This is a genomic window from Adhaeribacter aerolatus (genome assembly GCF_007991635.1).
Taxonomy (GTDB): Bacteria; Bacteroidota; Bacteroidia; order Cytophagales; family Hymenobacteraceae; genus Adhaeribacter; species Adhaeribacter aerolatus.
Window position 1 is genome coordinate 283,521 of record NZ_BJYS01000001.1, and the last position, 17,522, is coordinate 301,042.

Annotated in this window: 15 protein-coding genes and 1 pseudogene; 7 read left to right on the forward strand and 9 right to left on the reverse strand. The window is 45.1% G+C overall.

The window, feature by feature from the left end; genetic code table 11:
• Nucleotides 1-15: 15 nt before the first annotated feature.
• Nucleotides 16-708 (reverse strand): hypothetical protein, encoded by a 693-nt coding sequence (locus AAE02nite_RS01215; RefSeq protein WP_146894608.1) that lies wholly within the window; start codon nt 706-708, stop codon nt 16-18.
• 534 nt (nt 709-1,242) lie between these two features.
• Between AAE02nite_RS01215 and AAE02nite_RS01220 the strand changes: the two genes are divergently transcribed.
• Nucleotides 1,243-2,022 (forward strand): amidohydrolase, encoded by a 780-nt coding sequence (locus AAE02nite_RS01220; RefSeq protein WP_146894609.1) that lies wholly within the window; start codon nt 1,243-1,245, stop codon nt 2,020-2,022.
• Here the strand turns inward: AAE02nite_RS01220 and AAE02nite_RS01225 are convergent.
• Nucleotides 2,019-2,420 carry a hypothetical protein gene (locus AAE02nite_RS01225; RefSeq protein ID WP_146894610.1) on the reverse strand — a complete coding sequence of 134 codons (402 nt, stop codon included), beginning with the start codon at nt 2,418-2,420 and terminating at the stop codon, nt 2,019-2,021. The two genes, AAE02nite_RS01220 and AAE02nite_RS01225, sit on opposite strands and share 4 nt — an antisense overlap.
• A gap of 3 nt (nt 2,421-2,423) precedes the next feature.
• On the reverse strand, nt 2,424-4,646 hold the full coding sequence (locus AAE02nite_RS01230; RefSeq protein ID WP_146894611.1) for a T9SS type A sorting domain-containing protein: 2,223 nt from the start codon (nt 4,644-4,646) through the stop codon (nt 2,424-2,426).
• Nucleotides 4,647-4,686: 40 nt separating this feature from the next.
• Between AAE02nite_RS01230 and AAE02nite_RS01235 the strand changes: the two genes are divergently transcribed.
• Nucleotides 4,687-5,973, forward strand: coding sequence for a UDP-N-acetylmuramoyl-tripeptide--D-alanyl-D-alanine ligase (locus AAE02nite_RS01235; protein WP_146894612.1), 1,287 nt, complete (start codon nt 4,687-4,689; stop codon nt 5,971-5,973).
• Between the two features lie 74 nt (nt 5,974-6,047).
• Here AAE02nite_RS01235 and AAE02nite_RS01240 read toward each other — a convergent pair whose 3' ends face one another.
• From AAE02nite_RS01240 to AAE02nite_RS01250, 3 genes are all read right to left on the reverse strand, one after another.
• A complete protein-coding gene (locus AAE02nite_RS01240) occupies nt 6,048-6,329 on the reverse strand; it encodes a Sec-independent protein translocase subunit TatA/TatB (protein WP_146894613.1) in 282 nt (93 codons plus the stop codon).
• A 153-nt stretch (nt 6,330-6,482) separates the two neighbouring features.
• On the reverse strand, nt 6,483-7,025 hold the full coding sequence (rfbC, locus tag AAE02nite_RS01245; protein WP_146894614.1) for a dTDP-4-dehydrorhamnose 3,5-epimerase: 543 nt from the start codon (nt 7,023-7,025) through the stop codon (nt 6,483-6,485).
• 47 nt (nt 7,026-7,072) lie between these two features.
• The gene (locus AAE02nite_RS01250) at nt 7,073-8,200 is read right to left on the reverse strand and encodes a glycosyltransferase family 4 protein (protein ID WP_146894615.1); all 1,128 of its coding nucleotides are present in this window, start codon (nt 8,198-8,200) and stop codon (nt 7,073-7,075) included.
• 231 nt (nt 8,201-8,431) lie between these two features.
• On the opposite strand from AAE02nite_RS01250, the gene hflX reads away from it, so the two are divergent.
• The 5 genes from hflX (at nt 8,432) to AAE02nite_RS01275 (ending at nt 15,035) form a co-directional block, all read left to right on the forward strand.
• Nucleotides 8,432-9,667: a GTPase HflX gene (gene hflX, locus AAE02nite_RS01255; protein ID WP_146894616.1), complete on the forward strand. Its 1,236-nt coding sequence runs from the start codon at nt 8,432-8,434 to the stop codon at nt 9,665-9,667.
• 147 nt (nt 9,668-9,814) lie between these two features.
• On the forward strand, nt 9,815-10,306 hold the full coding sequence (locus tag AAE02nite_RS01260) for a SixA phosphatase family protein (RefSeq protein WP_146894617.1): 492 nt from the start codon (nt 9,815-9,817) through the stop codon (nt 10,304-10,306).
• Between the two features lie 142 nt (nt 10,307-10,448).
• Nucleotides 10,449-12,527: a polyphosphate kinase 1 gene (gene ppk1 / locus AAE02nite_RS01265; protein ID WP_146894618.1), complete on the forward strand. Its 2,079-nt coding sequence runs from the start codon at nt 10,449-10,451 to the stop codon at nt 12,525-12,527.
• Between the two features lie 230 nt (nt 12,528-12,757).
• Nucleotides 12,758-13,498, forward strand: a complete 741-nt coding sequence (locus tag AAE02nite_RS01270; RefSeq protein ID WP_146894619.1) for a methyltransferase family protein — start codon at nt 12,758-12,760, stop codon at nt 13,496-13,498.
• Nucleotides 13,499-13,742: 244 nt separating this feature from the next.
• Complete coding sequence (locus tag AAE02nite_RS01275; protein WP_146894620.1) at nt 13,743-15,035, forward strand: hemolysin family protein; 1,293 nt, start codon at nt 13,743-13,745, stop codon at nt 15,033-15,035.
• Nucleotides 15,036-15,067: 32 nt separating this feature from the next.
• Here the strand turns inward: AAE02nite_RS01275 and AAE02nite_RS01280 are convergent.
• The 3 genes and pseudogenes from AAE02nite_RS01280 to AAE02nite_RS01290 all read right to left on the reverse strand — a co-directional run.
• Nucleotides 15,068-15,589 (reverse strand): annotated as a pseudogene (locus AAE02nite_RS01280) (IS630 family transposase); the annotation flags it as partial.
• Nucleotides 15,590-15,672: 83 nt separating this feature from the next.
• Nucleotides 15,673-16,164, reverse strand: coding sequence for a helix-turn-helix domain-containing protein (locus tag AAE02nite_RS01285; RefSeq protein WP_146894622.1), 492 nt, complete (start codon nt 16,162-16,164; stop codon nt 15,673-15,675).
• A gap of 245 nt (nt 16,165-16,409) precedes the next feature.
• Nucleotides 16,410-17,495: a DUF6268 family outer membrane beta-barrel protein gene (locus tag AAE02nite_RS01290; RefSeq protein ID WP_146894623.1), complete on the reverse strand. Its 1,086-nt coding sequence runs from the start codon at nt 17,493-17,495 to the stop codon at nt 16,410-16,412.
• Nucleotides 17,496-17,522 lie beyond the last annotated feature (27 nt).

The window sequence follows — 17,522 nt, forward strand, 5'->3', positions numbered from 1 at the left end:
TTCATGGCATAAAGATTACATCCTGTCTTTTTTCTTAGCAGGCAGCACTAAATAAAGCCCCACATTTAGATTTATATTCTCTTGTGCAAAATCCGCATCAATAGCATCCACAGCATAAACAATCTGTGCTTGTGCCTTTAAAGCGCGGTAGCCGCTAAACTGAACGGTCAAGGCTGGTTCATTTAAAATGTATTTTTTATTTCGAATTATACCGTTCCAATATTCCGGATAGTTAGTGATATTATAATCTTTGGTTCTAATTTTATTGTAAGTAAGTAATCCCATTCTGTGGGACAGCGCTATTTTACAATACTTATTTTCCCAACTTATAGCTGCCTGCACAAAGTGACGGCTAAAGTTTATTTGTGATGTTGATTTTTTAAACTCGTCGTAGTAATTATATACATTACCGCTGCCGGTTCCGCCAAACAACTCGAAACCATAGACTTCTTTATACAAGGGAGTAAAATAACCTAAACCAGCCTCCAGTAAATAGCCGTGCCCTCCCTCTTTGTATTCGCCGCTGCTCTCACCAGAAGCCCGATAATAATTGCTCATTACTCCCAAATGGTTTGTTATTGCGTAAGCAGCCTGTATATCCAACCCGCTATCCACTTCACTTAAACTACTTCCACCTGCTACACTTAAAATTTTGTCTCCTTTTTTCTTTAACAAAGGCACATTATGGGCATTAGGAGAATAGTACATATGTACACACCCAGTTAAGCTACCGACGTATAATAAGAGAATCCAATACCAACATATGCGAATATTTCTCATGGCATAACAGATGTAAAACTAATGGCAACTCCCAAAGTATCTGTCAGGTACTTGGGGAAGATATACTTAAATGTAAATTTTAAGAACCCTTAGCCCAACCTAATATTGTTTTTATTAGACTTCACATATATTTGGCAATAAACAGCAAGTAATTGAAGGTGAACCAAAATTGATAAATAAAAAGGACTTTTGAGCTTGTAAGTAACAGTAGCCCTGAACCTGACGCAAAAATGCATAAATAAGCTACGTCCTGGCTCCCCTCCTTCTTTTAAAAGGCTGACCTTTCCGGAATAGGCAATTATCAGACGTAATGTTCCGCCTTATATTCCCTATCTTTAACGCATAGTAAATTTTTAATTTATTTTTAACCAAATCCATTTTAAATCCTAAAGCACTGCTCCCAGTAGAAACAAAATCGGCTGTAATATACTACGAACAACTAATCACTAATAACTACACCCCATGCAGGACCTCTCGGTTACTTTAGTACAAACAGCACTACACTGGCACGATGCGGCGGCTAACCGGGAAATGCTGGCCCAAAAACTGGCGGGCTTAACCGAAGCAACCGACCTGATTGTGCTGCCCGAAATGTTTACCACCGGGTTTAGCATGGAAGCGCCGCATTTAGCCGAGAAACCGGATGGCCCAACTTTGGCTTGGTTACAAGAACAGGCGGCCATCCATAAAGCGGTAATTACTGGTAGCTTAATTACGGAAGAAAATGGCCAATATTTTAACCGTTTGATTTGGATGCGGCCCGATGGCAGTTTTACCAACTACGATAAACGACATTTATTCCGGATGGCCGGCGAGCACCAGGTTTACACGGCCGGTACGGCCCGGCTGATTGTTACCCTCAATGGCTGGCGCATTTGCCCCCTGGTTTGTTATGATTTACGGTTTCCGGTCTGGAGCCGCAATATTGGTCCTGATTACGATTTGCTTTTGTACGTAGCCAACTGGCCGGCTAAAAGAAGTCTGGCTTGGAAAACCCTGTTACCTGCCCGGGCCATCGAGAACCTGGCGTATGTGGCAGGCGTAAACCGGGTAGGCGAAGATGGCAAGAGCATTGTGTACACCGGCGACTCAGCAGCTTACGGACCAACCGGCGAAGTTATCTGGCAGCAGAGCCACGCAGAAGCCGTTGAAACCATAAAACTCAGTCCCGAGGCTTTACAGGCTTACCGGCAATCCTTTCCGGCCTATTTAGATGCCGATTCGTTTTTGCTGAATAATTAATTCGCCGGATTAAAATAATGGTCTAGGTGCTGTTTAACTTCTTCCGGATTAGGTACGGTATTAAATTGCAGATGGGGCCGGCTCTGCAAAATGGCCGTTAGCCGGGCATGGGTACCTTCCAGCAAAATCAAACCTGGTTTATCTTCCCCAATTATTTCTTCCAGTAGTTTAAACGCCGCCCCCAGCTTAGCATCTGGTTCTGCCACTTTAAAATATACGGCATATTTTACGGCCTCCTGTATCAATCGGCCAGCCTGCTTAACCAGCATTTCGTCCGAAAAAGAATCCAGATCCAGAACCGCCATCTCCGGATTACGGGCTTTAAGCCAGGACAGCAAGGGCCTCTGGAAAGAGAAACTAGTGGTATTTTCGATATTAACCTGGATAAAAGTCTGCATCTGTTACAGAACCACTACTTTATAAGCTTTCCGGCGCAAATCGGCGGTAATTACCTGCACCAGATATAAACCCGGAGCTAAACCGGCCACCGGCACCCGGTGAATTTTAGCCATTTCCTGGTAACCACCTATATTTATTCGCTGCCCAGCCAGGTTATACAAAACAAAATTTACCTGTTCGGGGCTCTGGATGGTTAAAATCAGATCGCGTTTGATGGGATTGGGGTAAATTACCACCTGGGTTTGTTCGGGCAAAGGCTCCGGGTCTACTATTGCGCCGCGCATTTGCTGGCTTAAATAATGCAGGCCGCCCGCGCGGGTACCAATAATCAGTTCGGGCATTCCGTCGGCGTTTAAATCACCGGCGGCCAGCGCTAAAAAATTACCCAATTTGCTGGGGCCAAATTCACCGGTAAGCGGATTCTGCAAAATCTGGTTTACCGGGGTAAAAGTGTTATTCAGGTTCTGGCGGATATTCCCGAATATTCTAATTTCACCAAAATCATCTACCAACAGTAATTCGGGGCTTCTGTCTTTATTCAAATCGGTAATAATCGGGTAAACATTCTGCCGCGCCAGTTCGGCCGCAATATTGCCCCAGGCTTCATTTTCGAGGGTAAAGTTAGGATTGGCCGCCGTACCAGTGTTGCGATAGAACCGCAACGCGCCGCTGGTAGGCGTGGGCCGCACATTAGAAGCCAGCACCAAATCCAGGTCGCCATCGTTATCCAGGTCGTAGAAAGCCGGCACATCGCTAATTGCTTGCCCAACCGGTAAGGTTTTAATATTAGTTAAAGCATAATTAAAAGGCTGCCCCGCGCCGGCGGTGTTCAGAATATATTTTATCGCGCCCGTAGTGCCGGTAGCTACCGTCAGCATTAAATCTAACCGGCCGTCGCTGTTCATATCGGCGAATTGGGGCTTAATATCCCGGAAACCGGCTCCGGCCAGGTTTAAATAATCTCTCGTTTCGAGCTTGAATATAGCTTTCGCGGCGGTGCCCACGTTCCGGAAAAGCCAGACGCTACCAGTGCGATTACCCAACAATAAATCCAGGTCGCCGTCGCCATCCAAATCAGCTAAGGCCGGCACCGATTGTTCTCCCGCATCAACCATATTAGCCTGCAGAAAATTTTTCTGCTGGAGTTCAAAAGCCGGTACTTGGGTGGCGCTGGTATTTTTATAAAGCCAGGCCGATTGGGTAAAATTTACCTGATCGTTGGTATTGCTGCGCACGAAAGGGGCTACAAGTAAGTCTGGTCGGTTATCGAAGTTTACATCTTCGTAGTAAGCGGCCGGAAAATAATTAAAACTGGCGCGGGTGGTATTGGCGGGATAATTCAGTTGCAAACCCGATGAAGCGAGTACGGCATTGGTTAACGTGCCGCTGTTGGTGATGCGTACCAAATCGGGACAGGCCTCGCCGCCCACCAAAATATCTTTATCGGTGTCGCCGTCCAGGTCCAGGGCAAGCAGGTTCATGCCGTCGTTATGGTTGGTACCATCGGTGCGGCAGCTACTGTTAAATAGATAGCCGTTACACACATGGGGGCACTTGGTTAATTTGCCCCACCAGTTGGTTTCGAGGGTATATTTTAAATCATCGGCCGGTAATTTTTCTTCTACCGCCAGGTTCTTGTAATATTCAACGGTGGTACTGCCTGAAAAATCGAAAGTTAAAATATCCAGGTCCCCATCGTCATCCATATCCAGCAAAGCCGGTAAATTCTCGCTGCCGGCCTGCAGGTTAATATTGTTGTTAAACCGAATAAAATCTACCGCCTGGGTAAAGGCTGGTATGCCGTTGGCAGCCGTGGTGTTTTTATAAACTTTAATGCCGGCGTTGGTTTTGGTAAAAATATCTTTACGCCCGTCGCGGTTATAATCGCGCAGCAACACCCAGTCGGTGAGGTCCCGCGGAAATAAGCGCTCGTACTGCGGCGCGTACTGCCACTCCCATTGCCCATTTCTGGTTACTGCCACGTAAGTAAATATCTTATTTAAGGTACGGTCGTAAATAAAGAGGTCTTCGGTACCGTCGTTGTTTAGTTCTATTTTAGAGAAAACCGGACTATTTAAGCCACCCGCCCACGGATCTTTTACCGTATCAGAATCAATAACTATTTTTACATCGTTCCGGTAACGAAACTCATATTGCTGTTGCGCCGAAAGACGGAAACAGCAGCTTAATAAAAAAAACAGTATAACAACGGGTAAACCTTTCATAAGACGAAAGAACAAAATAAAGCCATTTTAAAATATTTTTATGCCTTTTAATATCCAGCAGCTCTACGAGCTTTACCAGCAATGCCAACACGTAAGTACCGATTCGCGTGCTGATCAGCACCAATCTTTGTTTTTTGCCCTCAATGGCCCCAACTTTAAGGGCGCCGGCTTTGCGCAACAAGCTTTGGCAAAAGGTGCCCGCTACGCCGTTGTAGACGATGATGCCTACGCTTGTGATAATTGTTTTGTAGTAACCGACACACTACAGGCTTTGCAGGATTTGGCCACTTACCATCGGCAGCAACTTACCATTCCTATAATTGGCATTACGGGCAGCAACGGCAAAACCACCACCAAGGAGCTAACCAATGCAGTACTAAGCCAGAAATACAACACGCTTTATACCCAGGGCAATCTGAATAATCATATTGGGGTACCGCTTACGGTGCTGAGCATCCGGCCGGAACACGAAATAGCTATTGTGGAAATGGGCGCTAACCATATAAACGAGATTGCCCAACTGTGTAGTATAGCCTTACCTACGCACGGCCTGATAACCAATATTGGCAAAGCCCATTTAGAAGGATTTGGCAGTTTTGAAGGCGTAGCCCGTGCCAAAAGCGAATTGTACCTGCACCTGGATCAGCACGGCGGAATCGTCTTTGTAAACAGCCAGAACGAGCACCTGATGCGCATGGCCCGGCGCATCGAAAATAAAATATTATATCCCAATGCCGCTGACTTTTTTCACGCCGAGTTCCTGGAAGCTTCGCCTTTTGTAGTTTATCAATCAGAAAACGGTGAGCAGGTGCAAACCCAGATCATCGGCGAATATAATTTTGAGAATATTGCCGCGGCTTCCTGCATAGGTAAGTTTTTTGAAGTGCCCATAGATAAAATCAACCAGGCCATTGCCGCGTATACCCCGGCCAACAACCGCTCGCAGGTAGTACAAAAAGGCAGTAATACCATTTTGCTCGATGCCTATAATGCTAATCCGTCTTCGATGGCAGCTTCCGTTACCAATTTTGCCAAAGCCAAGGCAGCTAAGAAGGTAGTTATACTGGGCGATATGTTTGAACTAGGGCCTGATAGTACAGAAGAGCACCAAAAACTGGGCAATTTATTGGCCGGCTTAGTGTTTGATGAGGTATTATTATGTGGTCAGGAAATGCAGGTAGCCGCCCAGGATCATTCGCAATTTAAATATTTTAAAACCAAAGCGGCCTTAACCACCTGGCTGCAACAGCACACCCTACAAGACACCTATCTGCTGATAAAAGGCTCGCGGGGGATGGGACTGGAAAGTTTGCTAGACGTGCTGTAAGTACCGGAAAGTTTAAAATAAAAGCCTCTGCTGTCAGAGGCTTTTTGTTTCTTCGTCTTTTGTTTCTTCTATTTTTATTCCGACATTGTATCAGCTACTGAATAGTGATCTACCGGTTCCTCCACTACCGACGTTCTCGGGTTACGCCGCCGGGGTTCATCATCATTTATAGAGCGCTCTATTTCGTTTTTGATGCCATCGGTGGCATCTTTAAACTCCCTAATACCTTTACCCAGCGAACGGGCAAGTCCCGGAATCTTATCGGCCCCAAACATGAGCAGCACGGCCAACATAATTACCATTATTTCTCCTCCTCCTACATCGCCCAGAAAAAGAAGCATTGCGTTTAGTTGCATAATATTAACGTGTTATATTTATTAGAACTGACTTGTTCTTTAAAAAGTTTAAACAATGTAAATGCTTAACTAATATAAGGTATATTTCTAATAAATCCTGTTAAAAACAAAAATTAAATACAAAATAAAACAACTAATTTTTCAGGCAGGTTCTTAAAAAGGCGAGTCAAAATCGGCGAACTTTGGCAGTACGGCATCTTTGGCCGACACAAGTGGTTCCTGAATATTCCAGTCAATATTTAAGGCCGGGTCATTCCACATAATACCACCTTCTGAGGTAGGGTAGTAATAGTCGGTGCACTTATAAAGAAAAGTGGTATTGTCTTCGAGGGCTACAAAACCGTGCGCAAACCCAGGGGGCACGTAAAACATGTTGTGCTGCTCGGTATTTAACAGACAGGTCTGGTGCTGGCCGTAGGTAGGCGAATCTTTACGAATATCTACTACCACATCCAAAGCACTACCCGACGTTACCCGCACCAGTTTGCCCTGGGCATGCGGTGGGCGCTGAAAATGCAAACCTCTTAAAACGCCTTTCTGCGACAAAGATTGGTTATCCTGCACAAAAGTTACCTCAATGCCGGCTGCGGCAAATACTTTATAGCTATACGATTCCAAGAAGAACCCGCGGGCATCGCCAAACTTCCGGGGTATAATTTCTACTAAACCTTCTATTGCAAATCTTTTAAACTCCATCTGGTTTTGTTAAAGCCGCGGCAAATTTATTTTATTCCGAAGAAAATTTACGCCGATTTTAACCGGTATTTTGTAATAGACTGAATAGCAGTTACATATTTATCTATTACGTACTTTTCATCAAATTTTTCTTCGGCCAATTGCCGGCTGGCCTTTCCCATCTGCTCCAACTCCGCTGCCGGTAGCTGGTACATTCGCATCATTTTATCGGCCAAATCCTGGCTGTTTCTTACTTCGCATAAAAAACCGTTCCGGCCTTCAATTACGGTTTCGCGGCAGCCGGGCACATTGGTGGTAACAATTGGCTTGCCCATAGCGGCCGCCTCCAGCAAAGTTTTAGGCGTACCTTCGCGATAAGATGGCAGTACCACGCAGTCGGCTTTCGCCAAATGAGCTTCTACCGTGCCCGAAGTACCTAAATATTCAATGGCGCCTTCCTCTACCCAGGCCTGGAAAACCGATTTTTTAATGCCAATATTCCCCGACTCGTCAATAGCGCCCAGCAACTGGCAACGCACTTCCGGATATTTAGCTTTAATAAGGCGGGCTGCTTCTACGTACTCTACTACACCTTTCTCGTACAGCACCCGGGCTACCATTAAAAAAGTAAAGCGTTGGTTGCGGGTAAAAACCGGCGCCGGTTTAAACCGCTCGGTGTCAATACCCGAACCCGGCAGCACATCGGTAATTTGCTCTTTTATCAGCCGATGATCCAGGAATAACTGCCGATCTTCTTTATTCTGAAAAAATACTTTAGACGGAAACCGGAAGGCAAACTTATAAAGCTTTAAAGCTACTTTAGAAACAAAGTTGCGCACAATAAATACCGTGCCCAGACCCGAAACATTATTAATAGTAGGAATACCGGCCAGCCGGGCGGCCACCGAACCGTAAATATTGGGTTTAATGGTATATTGCAGAATTACATCGGGTTTTACCTGGCGGTAACAATCGTAGAAACGCTTGGTCAATAATAAATCTTCGAGCGGATTGGTGCCTTTACTTTCCATCTCAATAGGAAAATACCGGCAACCCGCCAGAACCAGTTTCTGCGAATATTCGTCTTCGGGTGCAATTGCTACTACCTCATGCCCTAACTTCAGGAAAGCTTTCACCAAACCCATCCGGAAGTTATAAATATTCCAAGATTTATTTATAACAATAGCAATACGCATAAAGCAAATGACCTTCGGCCCGCAAAGATACTAGGAATAGATGAATTTCTAGGATTTTAATTTTTAAGGAGTTATTAGGTTTGGAATAAATTTAATTCCGGCTTTTCGCCAGGTTTGTTTTAGCAATCTTTACTTTTACCCGTCACACTTACGTATACTGACTCTACCTGTTTCCGTTAGCAGGATTACTGCTTCCGCAACTTTATTTCTGAACCAAAGATTAAACTTTACATGGCTAAAAAACTCTATGAAACCGCCAAAGAAAAAGAAACTGCTATTTTGGTGGCAGTTCCGAGCAAAACCCAGGCGGATGAAAAAACCCAAGAATATTTAGATGAGCTGGCTTTCCTGACCGAAACCGTAGGAGCCGTAACCGTCAAGAAATTTGTCCAGAAGCTCGAACACCCCGACAGCCGCACGTTTGTAGGCAAAGGCAAGCTGGACGAAATCAGAGCTTTTGTAAAAGAATATAATATTGATATGGTCATTTTTGACGATGACTTAACCCCCTCCCAGGTCCGTAATTTAGAACGCGAACTGGAAGTTAAAATTGTTGACCGTAGCTTGTTAATCCTGGATATTTTTGCCCAGCGGGCCAAAACCGCCCAATCGCGCACGCAGGTAGAAATGGCCCAGTACCAATATTTTTTACCCCGTTTAACCAACCTCTGGACCCACTTATCGCGGCAAAAAGGCGGCATTGGTATGCGGGGTCCCGGTGAAACCGAAATTGAAACGGACCGCCGGGTAGTGCGCGATAAAATTGCTTTGCTGCGCGATAAACTTGATAAGTTAGATAAACAAAACTACCAGCAACGTAAAGCACGCACCGATCTGGTACGGGTGGCCTTGGTAGGTTATACCAACGTAGGCAAATCCACACTTATGAACCTGCTCTCCAAGTCGGAGGTGTTTGCCGAAAATAAATTATTTGCCACGGTAGATGCTACGGTGCGCAAAGTAGTGCTCGATAATGTTCCCTTTTTACTTTCCGATACGGTAGGTTTTATCCGTAAACTGCCTACCCGCCTCATCGAAAGTTTTAAATCGACGCTGGATGAAATCCGGGAAGCTGATTTGCTGGTGCACGTAGTGGATATTTCACATCCCTCTTTTGAAGAACACATTGAAGTCGTAAACAAAACCCTGAAAGACATTGAATCGGGCGATAAGCCGGTATTGCTGGTGTTTAACAAAATAGACCAGTACCGCACCCAAGAGGCCGATGAGTTGAACGACATGGGCGAAGGCTCCGGTAAACCTACTCTGGAAGAACTCAAAGCCACCTACATGGCTAAAATTCATGCCCCGGCTATTTTTATCTCGGCCAAAAACAACCTTAATATTGATGCATTGCGCGAAGAACTGGTGCGGCGGGTAGCCGCTATTCATTTTGAACGTTACCCTAATGCGCCCACTTCGCAGCCGGTAAACCAATATCATAACGACCAGCAGAACCAGGAATAAAAGTATCTGCCGAACCCAAACAAGAGGGTAATTTAACTATTTATCTGCGCGCTATAAACTTTAGAGCGGTTCCTAAGCGGCTATTGGTATCCTTTTACCTTAAAATAAGTAAAAGACGAATAATTCGCGCTAGACTAAAACTATAATATGAAAACGCTATACCTCATGCGGCACGCTAAATCGAGCTGGGACTTTCCGGAACTGAGTGACCACGACCGGCCATTAAATAACCGCGGGCGAAAAGATGCGCCGCTGATGGGCCGGGAACTGGCTTCCCGGGAAGTTACCTTAGATTTAATTGTTTCCAGCTCGGCCGTACGGGCACTTACTACTGCTACCCTGGTAGCCAAAGAACTGGAATACGACACCGAGAAAATTGCCGTAGAAGAGGAAATTTACAAAGCCAGCAAGCAGGAGTTACTTTCTATCATTAAAAATATTCCGAACCAGTTCGATAAAGTATTGCTGGTGGGGCATAATTATACCATTTCGGAACTGGCCAATATGTTGTCGCCGGAAATGGTGCCCACTATGCCTACGGCAGCAGTGGTTTGTCTTAATTTTAATTGTGGTACCTGGGCCGAAATAAGCCGGCAAAATGCAGCTAACCTGTTTTTTGATTATCCGAAAAACCACTAATAAATATTAGTTTACCTGCTGCCGGCTATTTACCCGGTGCAGGTTCTTTCGGCTAAACCGTCCGGAAAAAGCTAATTAAACTTCTCATATTTTATTAACCATTTACCGGTATCCTTACCAGGTTTTATACCCAAGTGTTCTTATGGAAAAAGATAAAAAAATATTAAACCGTGAACTAAGCTGGCTGGCTTTTAACCACCGGGTTTTGCAAGAAGCCAAAGATCCGTCGGTGCCCTTGCTGGAACGCATTAAGTTCATGGCCATTTTTTCTTCGAACCTGGATGAATATTTTAAGGTGCGGGTAGCTACTTTAAAACGGCTGATAAAATTAAAAAAGAAAACGCTGCAAAAGCTAAAAGAAGATCCATCGCTGGAACTGGATAATATTCTGGAAGAAGTAACCCGGCAGCAGCACGAGCTCGGCGAAATATTCAGGAACCAGATACTACCCGATTTACGCCAGGAAAAAATATTTTTGCTCACCGAAAAAGAAGTAAGCCTGGAGCAGCAAACTTTTGTGCAAGAATATTTTTCGGAAAACCTGAAAAGCCTACTTACCCCGGTAATGCTAACCGATGGCGTTCCGCATTTTTTTCTGAAAGATCAGGTGGTGTACCTGGCCATCCGGCTGTTTCAGCCTAAACACCCGCACCAGCACGCAGAAGCTTTTGCGCTAATGGAACTGCCGGTGAAAAAACACGGCGGCCGTTTTGTAAAATTACCCGGCCAGGACGATAACCGTTACGTGATGTTTCTGGAAGATGTAATCCGGTTGTGTTTACCCCAGCTATTCCCGGATTACGGTCAGGCCGAAGCTTATGCGTTGAAAATATCGCGCGATGCCGAGTTGGATATTGAAGAAGAAGTATCGGGCAACCTGATGGCTAAGATTCAGCGGAGCCTGAAAAAGCGCGAAACCGGCTACCCAGCCCGTCTGCTCTACGATCCGGCTACCCCGGCTGCTTTGCTGGATATTATTCAGATAAAAACCGGCATCACCGACAATGAACTGATTAGTGGCAGCAAGTACCACAACTTCCGCGACTTCTTTAACTTTCCGGATTTTAATTTGCCGCACCTGAAATACGAGCCCCAGCCGACCCTGCCTCACCCACAGCTCCGCTTTCATAAGAGCATGCTCGAAGCCATTTACCACCAGGATTTTCTGTTGCACTATCCATACCAGTCTTTTGAGTACGTGATTCGGTTTTTTGAAGAAGCCGCCACCGACCCGGCGGTTAAAGCTATCAGCGCAACCCTGTACCGCGTGGCCGAAAAATCGAAAGTAGCCAAAGCCCTGGTTAAAGCCGCTGAAAACGGCAAGCTGGTAACCGTGGTAGTAGAATTAAAAGCCCGCTTCGACGAAGAATCGAATATTTACTGGGCGCAAAAGCTGGAGAAAGCCGGCGCTACTGTTATGTATGGCGTAGAAGGCTATAAGGTACATACTAAATTAGGTTTGGTTACCCGTCAGGAAGGCCGCAAAATGGTAAATTATGCCTACCTGAGCACCGGCAACTACAACGAAGTAACGGCCCACATTTACGCCGACCATGCCTTGTTTACCCGCGATGTACGCCTGACCAAGGACGTTGAGAAAGTATTTCAGTTCTTTTTCGATCGGTTACCCAATAAGCGCTTCAAAAATTTGCTGGTAGCGCCATTTAACATGCGCGAGCGTTTCAACGATTTAATTAATGAAGAAATGCGTAACGCAAAAAAAGGTTTACCCGCCTACATGGTTTTAAAAATGAATGCATTGCAGGATGAACGCATGATTATGCGCCTTTATGAAGCCAGCAAAGCCGGGGTTAAGGTAGAACTGATTGTGCGCGGTATCTGCAGTTTAATTCCGGGTATTCCGGGCCTGAGCGAAAATATTACGGTACGCAGCATCGTTGACCGGTATCTGGAGCACGCCCGCGTATATATTTTCTGCAACAACAACCACGAAAAGCTTTACGTGGCTTCCGCCGACTGGATGACCCGCAACCTGAACCGCCGGATTGAAGCCGGCTTTCCTATTCTGAACCCGGAACTACAACAGGAAATCCGGCACATTATAGATCTACAGCGGACCGATAACGTAAAAGCCCGCAATACCCGCAATGTTTATCTGCGCCGGAGCACCGAACCCGAAACCCGCTCCCAATATGCCACCTATAATTTTTTAAAAGAGCTGATTCCGGCTTTCGAAAAAAATCCGGTACCCGAATCTTAAAATTTCCGGCTAAGGAAAGGCCAGAAAATTTGTTACTGAAGCAAATATCAGCAGCCCAAAGCCGTCCGTTTTCTTTTCCGCTGGTACTAGTTTTCTGGAAATAAAAGGTTTGCCTGCGGAAGGCCGGCTAAAATATATTAATAGATAAGGTTAAAGTAAATCAGGTTTTAAGTAATTTTGGCGCTTATAAACTAATTTGCACAACTATTACCTTTTTATAAATATATTTTATGCCCCTACGAGAAGAGTTTGAACGCGACGGAAACTGGTTGTTTAAAAGAAGAAGCTGGTTACCGGTGCTCTTGTACCCTTTTGCGGTTGCCGTTATTTATTTCTACCAGGATACCACCCACGCGCACATTACCAGCACTACCTGGGGCATTATTTGCTTCGTAGTATCTTTTTCAGGATTGGTGGTACGGGCCATCACCATTGGTTTTACGCCCAAAGGCACCTCTGGCCGCAACACCGAAAAACAAGTTGCCGAAACTCTGAACGAAACCGGTATTTACTCGGTAGTAAGGCACCCGCTGTATCTGGGCAACTTCCTGATGTGGCTGGGCTTATTTATGTTTATCGGGGTTTGGTGGTTTGTACTTATTTGCGCCCTGGCTTACTGGCTTTATTACGAACGCATTATGTACGCCGAAGAAGAGTTTCTGCGCCGCAATTACTCGGCGCGCTACGAAGCCTGGGCCAGCCGCACTCCTGCTTTTTTGCCGCGCCTCTCGGGCTGGGTGCCTTCTAACCTGGAGTTTTCGATGCGCAACGTACTGAAACGGGAATACAATGGCTTGTTTGCCACCGTGGTTTCATTTGTACTGATTAATATTTTAAGCCATTTTTTTGCCAACGGTGCGTTTAAAATAGACGTGCTCTGGCAAATAATATTTATTCTGGGTGCCGTCACTTTTCTGGTACTGCGTACGCTGAAAAAGAACACCAAAATATTAGATATTGCCGGCCGGTAAGAAGTTAAAATAATCTGGGCAGATTCAACTTCGTTCTTAAAACCAGGCTACTTTGTTTGTGTAACTGCTACCGGAATATTTTATAAGAAGTTATAGACCCATTCCGGGTAAAATCTTTAAAAGACTGCGTAGATGTTAATGCTTCTCCGGATTCTGGCGGCTTTCTAAATCTGTACTTAAACATTTAGCCTGCAATGGGCTAGCCAGGCTGCCTTCCAGCAGCAATTGGTAAGATTACTGACTTATGGAAGTTGTTATAATTATATTATTAACCCTGCTTAATAGTTTTTTCGCCCTTTCCGAAATATCTATTATCTCGGTTAAAAAAAACCGGATGGCTCAACTAGCCCAGAATGGTAGCAAAAGCGCCCAAACAGTTCTGCAATTGCTAACCCAGCCGGAAGATTTTCTTTCGGCCATTCAGGTGGGCATTACTTTAATCGGGATTATTTCGGGTGCTTACGGCGGTACGGCCCTGGCCGACGATGTTCGGCCGTTCATCAGCCAGGTTAGCTTTCTGCAACCCTATGCCGATGCGCTGTCGCTCTCGATTGTAATTGCCCTCATTACCTATTTCTCGATTGTGGTAGGCGAATTAATACCCAAAACGGTAGCCATGGGTAACGCCGACCGAATAGCGCTTTTTGTTGCTCCTATCATTAAAGGCTTCACCAGCCTTACCATGCCCCTGGTAAAATTATTGTCGGGTTCTACTAACCTGGTAGTGCGCCTATTAGGCATAAAAGAAACTGCTGAAGATAAATTATCGGAAGATGAATTAAGGCAAATTATTAGAACGGCCGGAAAGCAAGGCGTACTAGCCAAAGAAGAAAGCGAACTGCACCAGAATATTTTTAACTACGCCGAACAGAAAGCCCGCGATTTAAAAACCCACCGCAAAGAGGTAGAATGGATTAATATTAACAGTTCTGCCGAAAGCATTAAAGAACAAATTCAAAAAAGCGTACACTCTAAATTTTTGGTGGCCGATAGCGCCATCGATAATGTGGTGGGCATCTTAAACGCGAAAGACTATTACGAAAACTCGCTTAATCCCCAACGTCCGCTAACAGAAATTTTAAAGAAGCCTTTATACGTTTCCGAAACCATGTTCGCCAGTGCGGTTCTTAATTTATTTAAGAAGAACAAGCAATATTTGGGCGTGGTGGTAGATGAATTCGGTTCGGTAGAAGGCATCATTACGCTGCACGATATTTTAGAAGCGATTGTGGGCAATTTACCCGATATCGACGAAGCCAGTGAACCGGCCATTATTAAGCGGGACGACGGCTCTTACCTGGTTAGAGGTTCTATTCTGATTCAGGATTTAAACAAAGAGTTGAAACTGGAATTTATAAAAAGAAATACCGAATTTATATCGCTGGCCGGCTTTATTATTCATTATCTGGGCCGGTTGCCGGTTACCGCCGAAAAGTTTGTCTACAATGGTGTTGAGTTTGAAATAGTGGATATGGATGGCATTAAAATAGACAAGGTTATCCTAAAGAAATTACCCAAGAACACTCCTGTTTTATAAAATACCTTGCCAACATCTAATACCAAATAGTATCAAGGGATTTCCATAGGGTATTTATTTTGATTGACAGCGTTGATGATGTATTCATAGCCGGTCAGGGAAGCTATTTGTTCATTAGAGTAGGCATGAGTGGTAGAGGTAATCCATTGTTCAAGTTCTTGTTCATCTTGGAAGTTGTGAAAAGCTACCTTGTCTTTCATGTCGCGCCAGAACCGTTCGATAGGGTTAAGTTCCGGATTAGAAGAAGGCAAGTATACCAGGTGCATGTTGTCGGGTACTTGTAAGTGTTTAGCCCGGTGGTAGCCGGCTTTATCTAAAAAGATGATTTTGTAAACTTCCGGCTCCTGTAAAGAAAACTCGTGGAGTAGGTATTCAAAGAAAAGCGTGTTCACCTGCGGAGCGGTCACAAAGAACTTATCGCCCGAGAGGGGTTCTATTAGGCCATAGCAGTAGCGGTAAATAAAGCGGTGCTGGTAAGCACCTACGGGCTTCACTCCGGCTACGGTGATGGCTCTTCGTAGTACCGTCATCAAGCCAAACCTACTTTCATCCTGGAAGTATACCTTCCAGTCTACTACTTTCCCTGCTTTAACTAAAGGAGTATAGTAGCTTTGTAAAACAAAAGAAAGCTGCTCGTTTAATTTTTTTTAAACGCCTCTTCCGCGACGGCATCTTTCTTCAGGTTGCTCTTCCGGACTACTTTGAGTTTAGCTTTCAGCGAGTAGCGCACAAAGCGATGCACGTGTTCATAGCTTAGGTGGATGTTATGCGCTTGTGCTAGCCACCGGTGAATTTGCTTATAGGAAGTAAAGTAATCCGTGGGGCTGTTAAGCTTCTCTTGCAATGCTGCTAAGGCTTGGCCGCTGATGATGGAACCTGCCTTTTTACCCATCTCCAACTGCTGCAGGACACCTAACCCTTGTTCCCGGTAAAGACCAAACCACTTACCTATGGTATGCCGCTCATAACCTACTTGCTGACCAATAGCTGCATAATCCTGCTCCTGTCCGCTCTTATATAAATACAAGGCCTGCAAGCGCGCCTGCACGAGGGGGCGCTTTTCTCCTCTTATCGCCTTTAACAGCTCTGAACTGCTCTCCTTTATCTCTATTTTTCTTACTCTCCCCATGGCCAAAAAACATTATTCACTTATGGAAAGTTCTTCTTACTATTTGGTATAATACCAACCCGCATAACCTAGCTGCCATTGTGCAGCTTTTATAACCATAGGTCTGCTATGAAAGAGCGTTGAAGAGATTTGGTATAATATCCACCCAGCATGATTACTGCTTTAAGACCTCTATGGCCCGGATTTAATGCCGTGCTGGTTTGTTACTTCGGGAAGGCACGGCAGTAAATCTACGCTAGAAAAAGCTACTGCTTTAAGAAACGGCGGGGCGGAACCAGAAATATCTCCACATTAAAGAGCGCCGCCCCCTTTAATTTATTCTCGATAACCGGGTCTTCCTTTTTGGCAAAGAAAAAACCATCGTTGGCTTCTTTTTCAAAAGCATTAAAATTCAGGTTCTGGCGGTAACCAGCCTCTACCCCAAACCACAAAAAGTCGTAAATTTCTCTTTCCCAACGCACACGCCCCCTGATTTCGGAGCGGCGCAGCTCCAGGGTTTCCAGTTCCGGAATGCCAATATTGCGCACGTTAATATTATAGCTGGCCCCATCTACCGAAAACCCGGCAAACCACAACGACCGCTCCGATTGGTTATACCGCACATCGGCATTGGCCGGTAAAATTGCTTCTATGCCCCACTTGGGGTTAAAGGTGCGGTTATATAAAAAAGCCGGATAAATGCGGCGGCGGCCCAGCGCATAGCCCAATTGCGCACCAAAGCCATACGAGTACGCAGGACTTACTTTCCAGCCGTACAAAAACTCCACGGTGGTTTTCAGATAATCGGACACGGCTACTTGTTTGCTGTTGTAGTCGCCGTTGAGTTCGCCTTTAGCCCGCACCACGTAAAAATTCTTTTCGTTTATCGGGCGCAGCATAATTAATTGGCCGCTGATACTTTTCAGGTTCCGGTCTTCGATGTTGTTGTAAAACGCGTATTCGGGCGGCAGCGGGTACTCAAAATTAAACTCCTCGAAAGCATAATTGAAGCCGGCTACCATCTTAAAGTGCGGATTATTAAAGATCGGGGCATACAATTTCAGATCAAATTTATTATTGCGCCGCACCTCGCCTTGTTTGTTGCCAATATTTTCCTGTGGCGAAGTAGAGGTAATTCCGAAATCGGGTTGCCATTCGTAATTAACAATCACGCCTTTGCCTTTACCCATTCCGATGACCGAAGGATTGGCAAATTCTTTTTCGTCTACTGCATTGGTAGCCTGCCGGGAAGCCGGATAGCGGTTAGTAGAATCGGGCTGTACCTGCGCCAGCAAAATATGATGAGAGAATAACAAACCCACCAGGGGCAACCATTTATTATTTACTTTCATTTATGCTTTCTTAAATCGCTCTATAAT

Excerpts from the sequence above, each read along its gene's own strand:
- AAE02nite_RS01215 (WP_146894608.1), bottom strand. The coding sequence starts at position 708 with ATGTACTATTCTCCTAATGCCCATAATGTGCCTTTGTTAAAGAAAAAA.
- AAE02nite_RS01220 (WP_146894609.1), top strand. The coding sequence starts at position 1,243 with ATGCAGGACCTCTCGGTTACTTTAGTACAAACAGCACTACACTGGCAC.
- AAE02nite_RS01225 (WP_146894610.1), bottom strand. The coding sequence starts at position 2,420 with ATGCAGACTTTTATCCAGGTTAATATCGAAAATACCACTAGTTTCTCT.
- AAE02nite_RS01230 (WP_146894611.1), bottom strand. The coding sequence starts at position 4,646 with ATGAAAGGTTTACCCGTTGTTATACTGTTTTTTTTATTAAGCTGCTGT.
- AAE02nite_RS01235 (WP_146894612.1), top strand. The coding sequence starts at position 4,687 with ATGCCTTTTAATATCCAGCAGCTCTACGAGCTTTACCAGCAATGCCAA.
- AAE02nite_RS01240 (WP_146894613.1), bottom strand. The coding sequence starts at position 6,329 with ATGCAACTAAACGCAATGCTTCTTTTTCTGGGCGATGTAGGAGGAGGA.
- rfbC (WP_146894614.1), bottom strand. The coding sequence starts at position 7,025 with ATGGAGTTTAAAAGATTTGCAATAGAAGGTTTAGTAGAAATTATACCC.
- AAE02nite_RS01250 (WP_146894615.1), bottom strand. The coding sequence starts at position 8,200 with ATGCGTATTGCTATTGTTATAAATAAATCTTGGAATATTTATAACTTC.
- hflX (WP_146894616.1), top strand. The coding sequence starts at position 8,432 with ATGGCTAAAAAACTCTATGAAACCGCCAAAGAAAAAGAAACTGCTATT.
- AAE02nite_RS01260 (WP_146894617.1), top strand. The coding sequence starts at position 9,815 with ATGAAAACGCTATACCTCATGCGGCACGCTAAATCGAGCTGGGACTTT.
- ppk1 (WP_146894618.1), top strand. The coding sequence starts at position 10,449 with ATGGAAAAAGATAAAAAAATATTAAACCGTGAACTAAGCTGGCTGGCT.
- AAE02nite_RS01270 (WP_146894619.1), top strand. The coding sequence starts at position 12,758 with ATGCCCCTACGAGAAGAGTTTGAACGCGACGGAAACTGGTTGTTTAAA.
- AAE02nite_RS01275 (WP_146894620.1), top strand. The coding sequence starts at position 13,743 with ATGGAAGTTGTTATAATTATATTATTAACCCTGCTTAATAGTTTTTTC.
- AAE02nite_RS01285 (WP_146894622.1), bottom strand. The coding sequence starts at position 16,164 with ATGGGGAGAGTAAGAAAAATAGAGATAAAGGAGAGCAGTTCAGAGCTG.
- AAE02nite_RS01290 (WP_146894623.1), bottom strand. The coding sequence starts at position 17,495 with ATGAAAGTAAATAATAAATGGTTGCCCCTGGTGGGTTTGTTATTCTCT.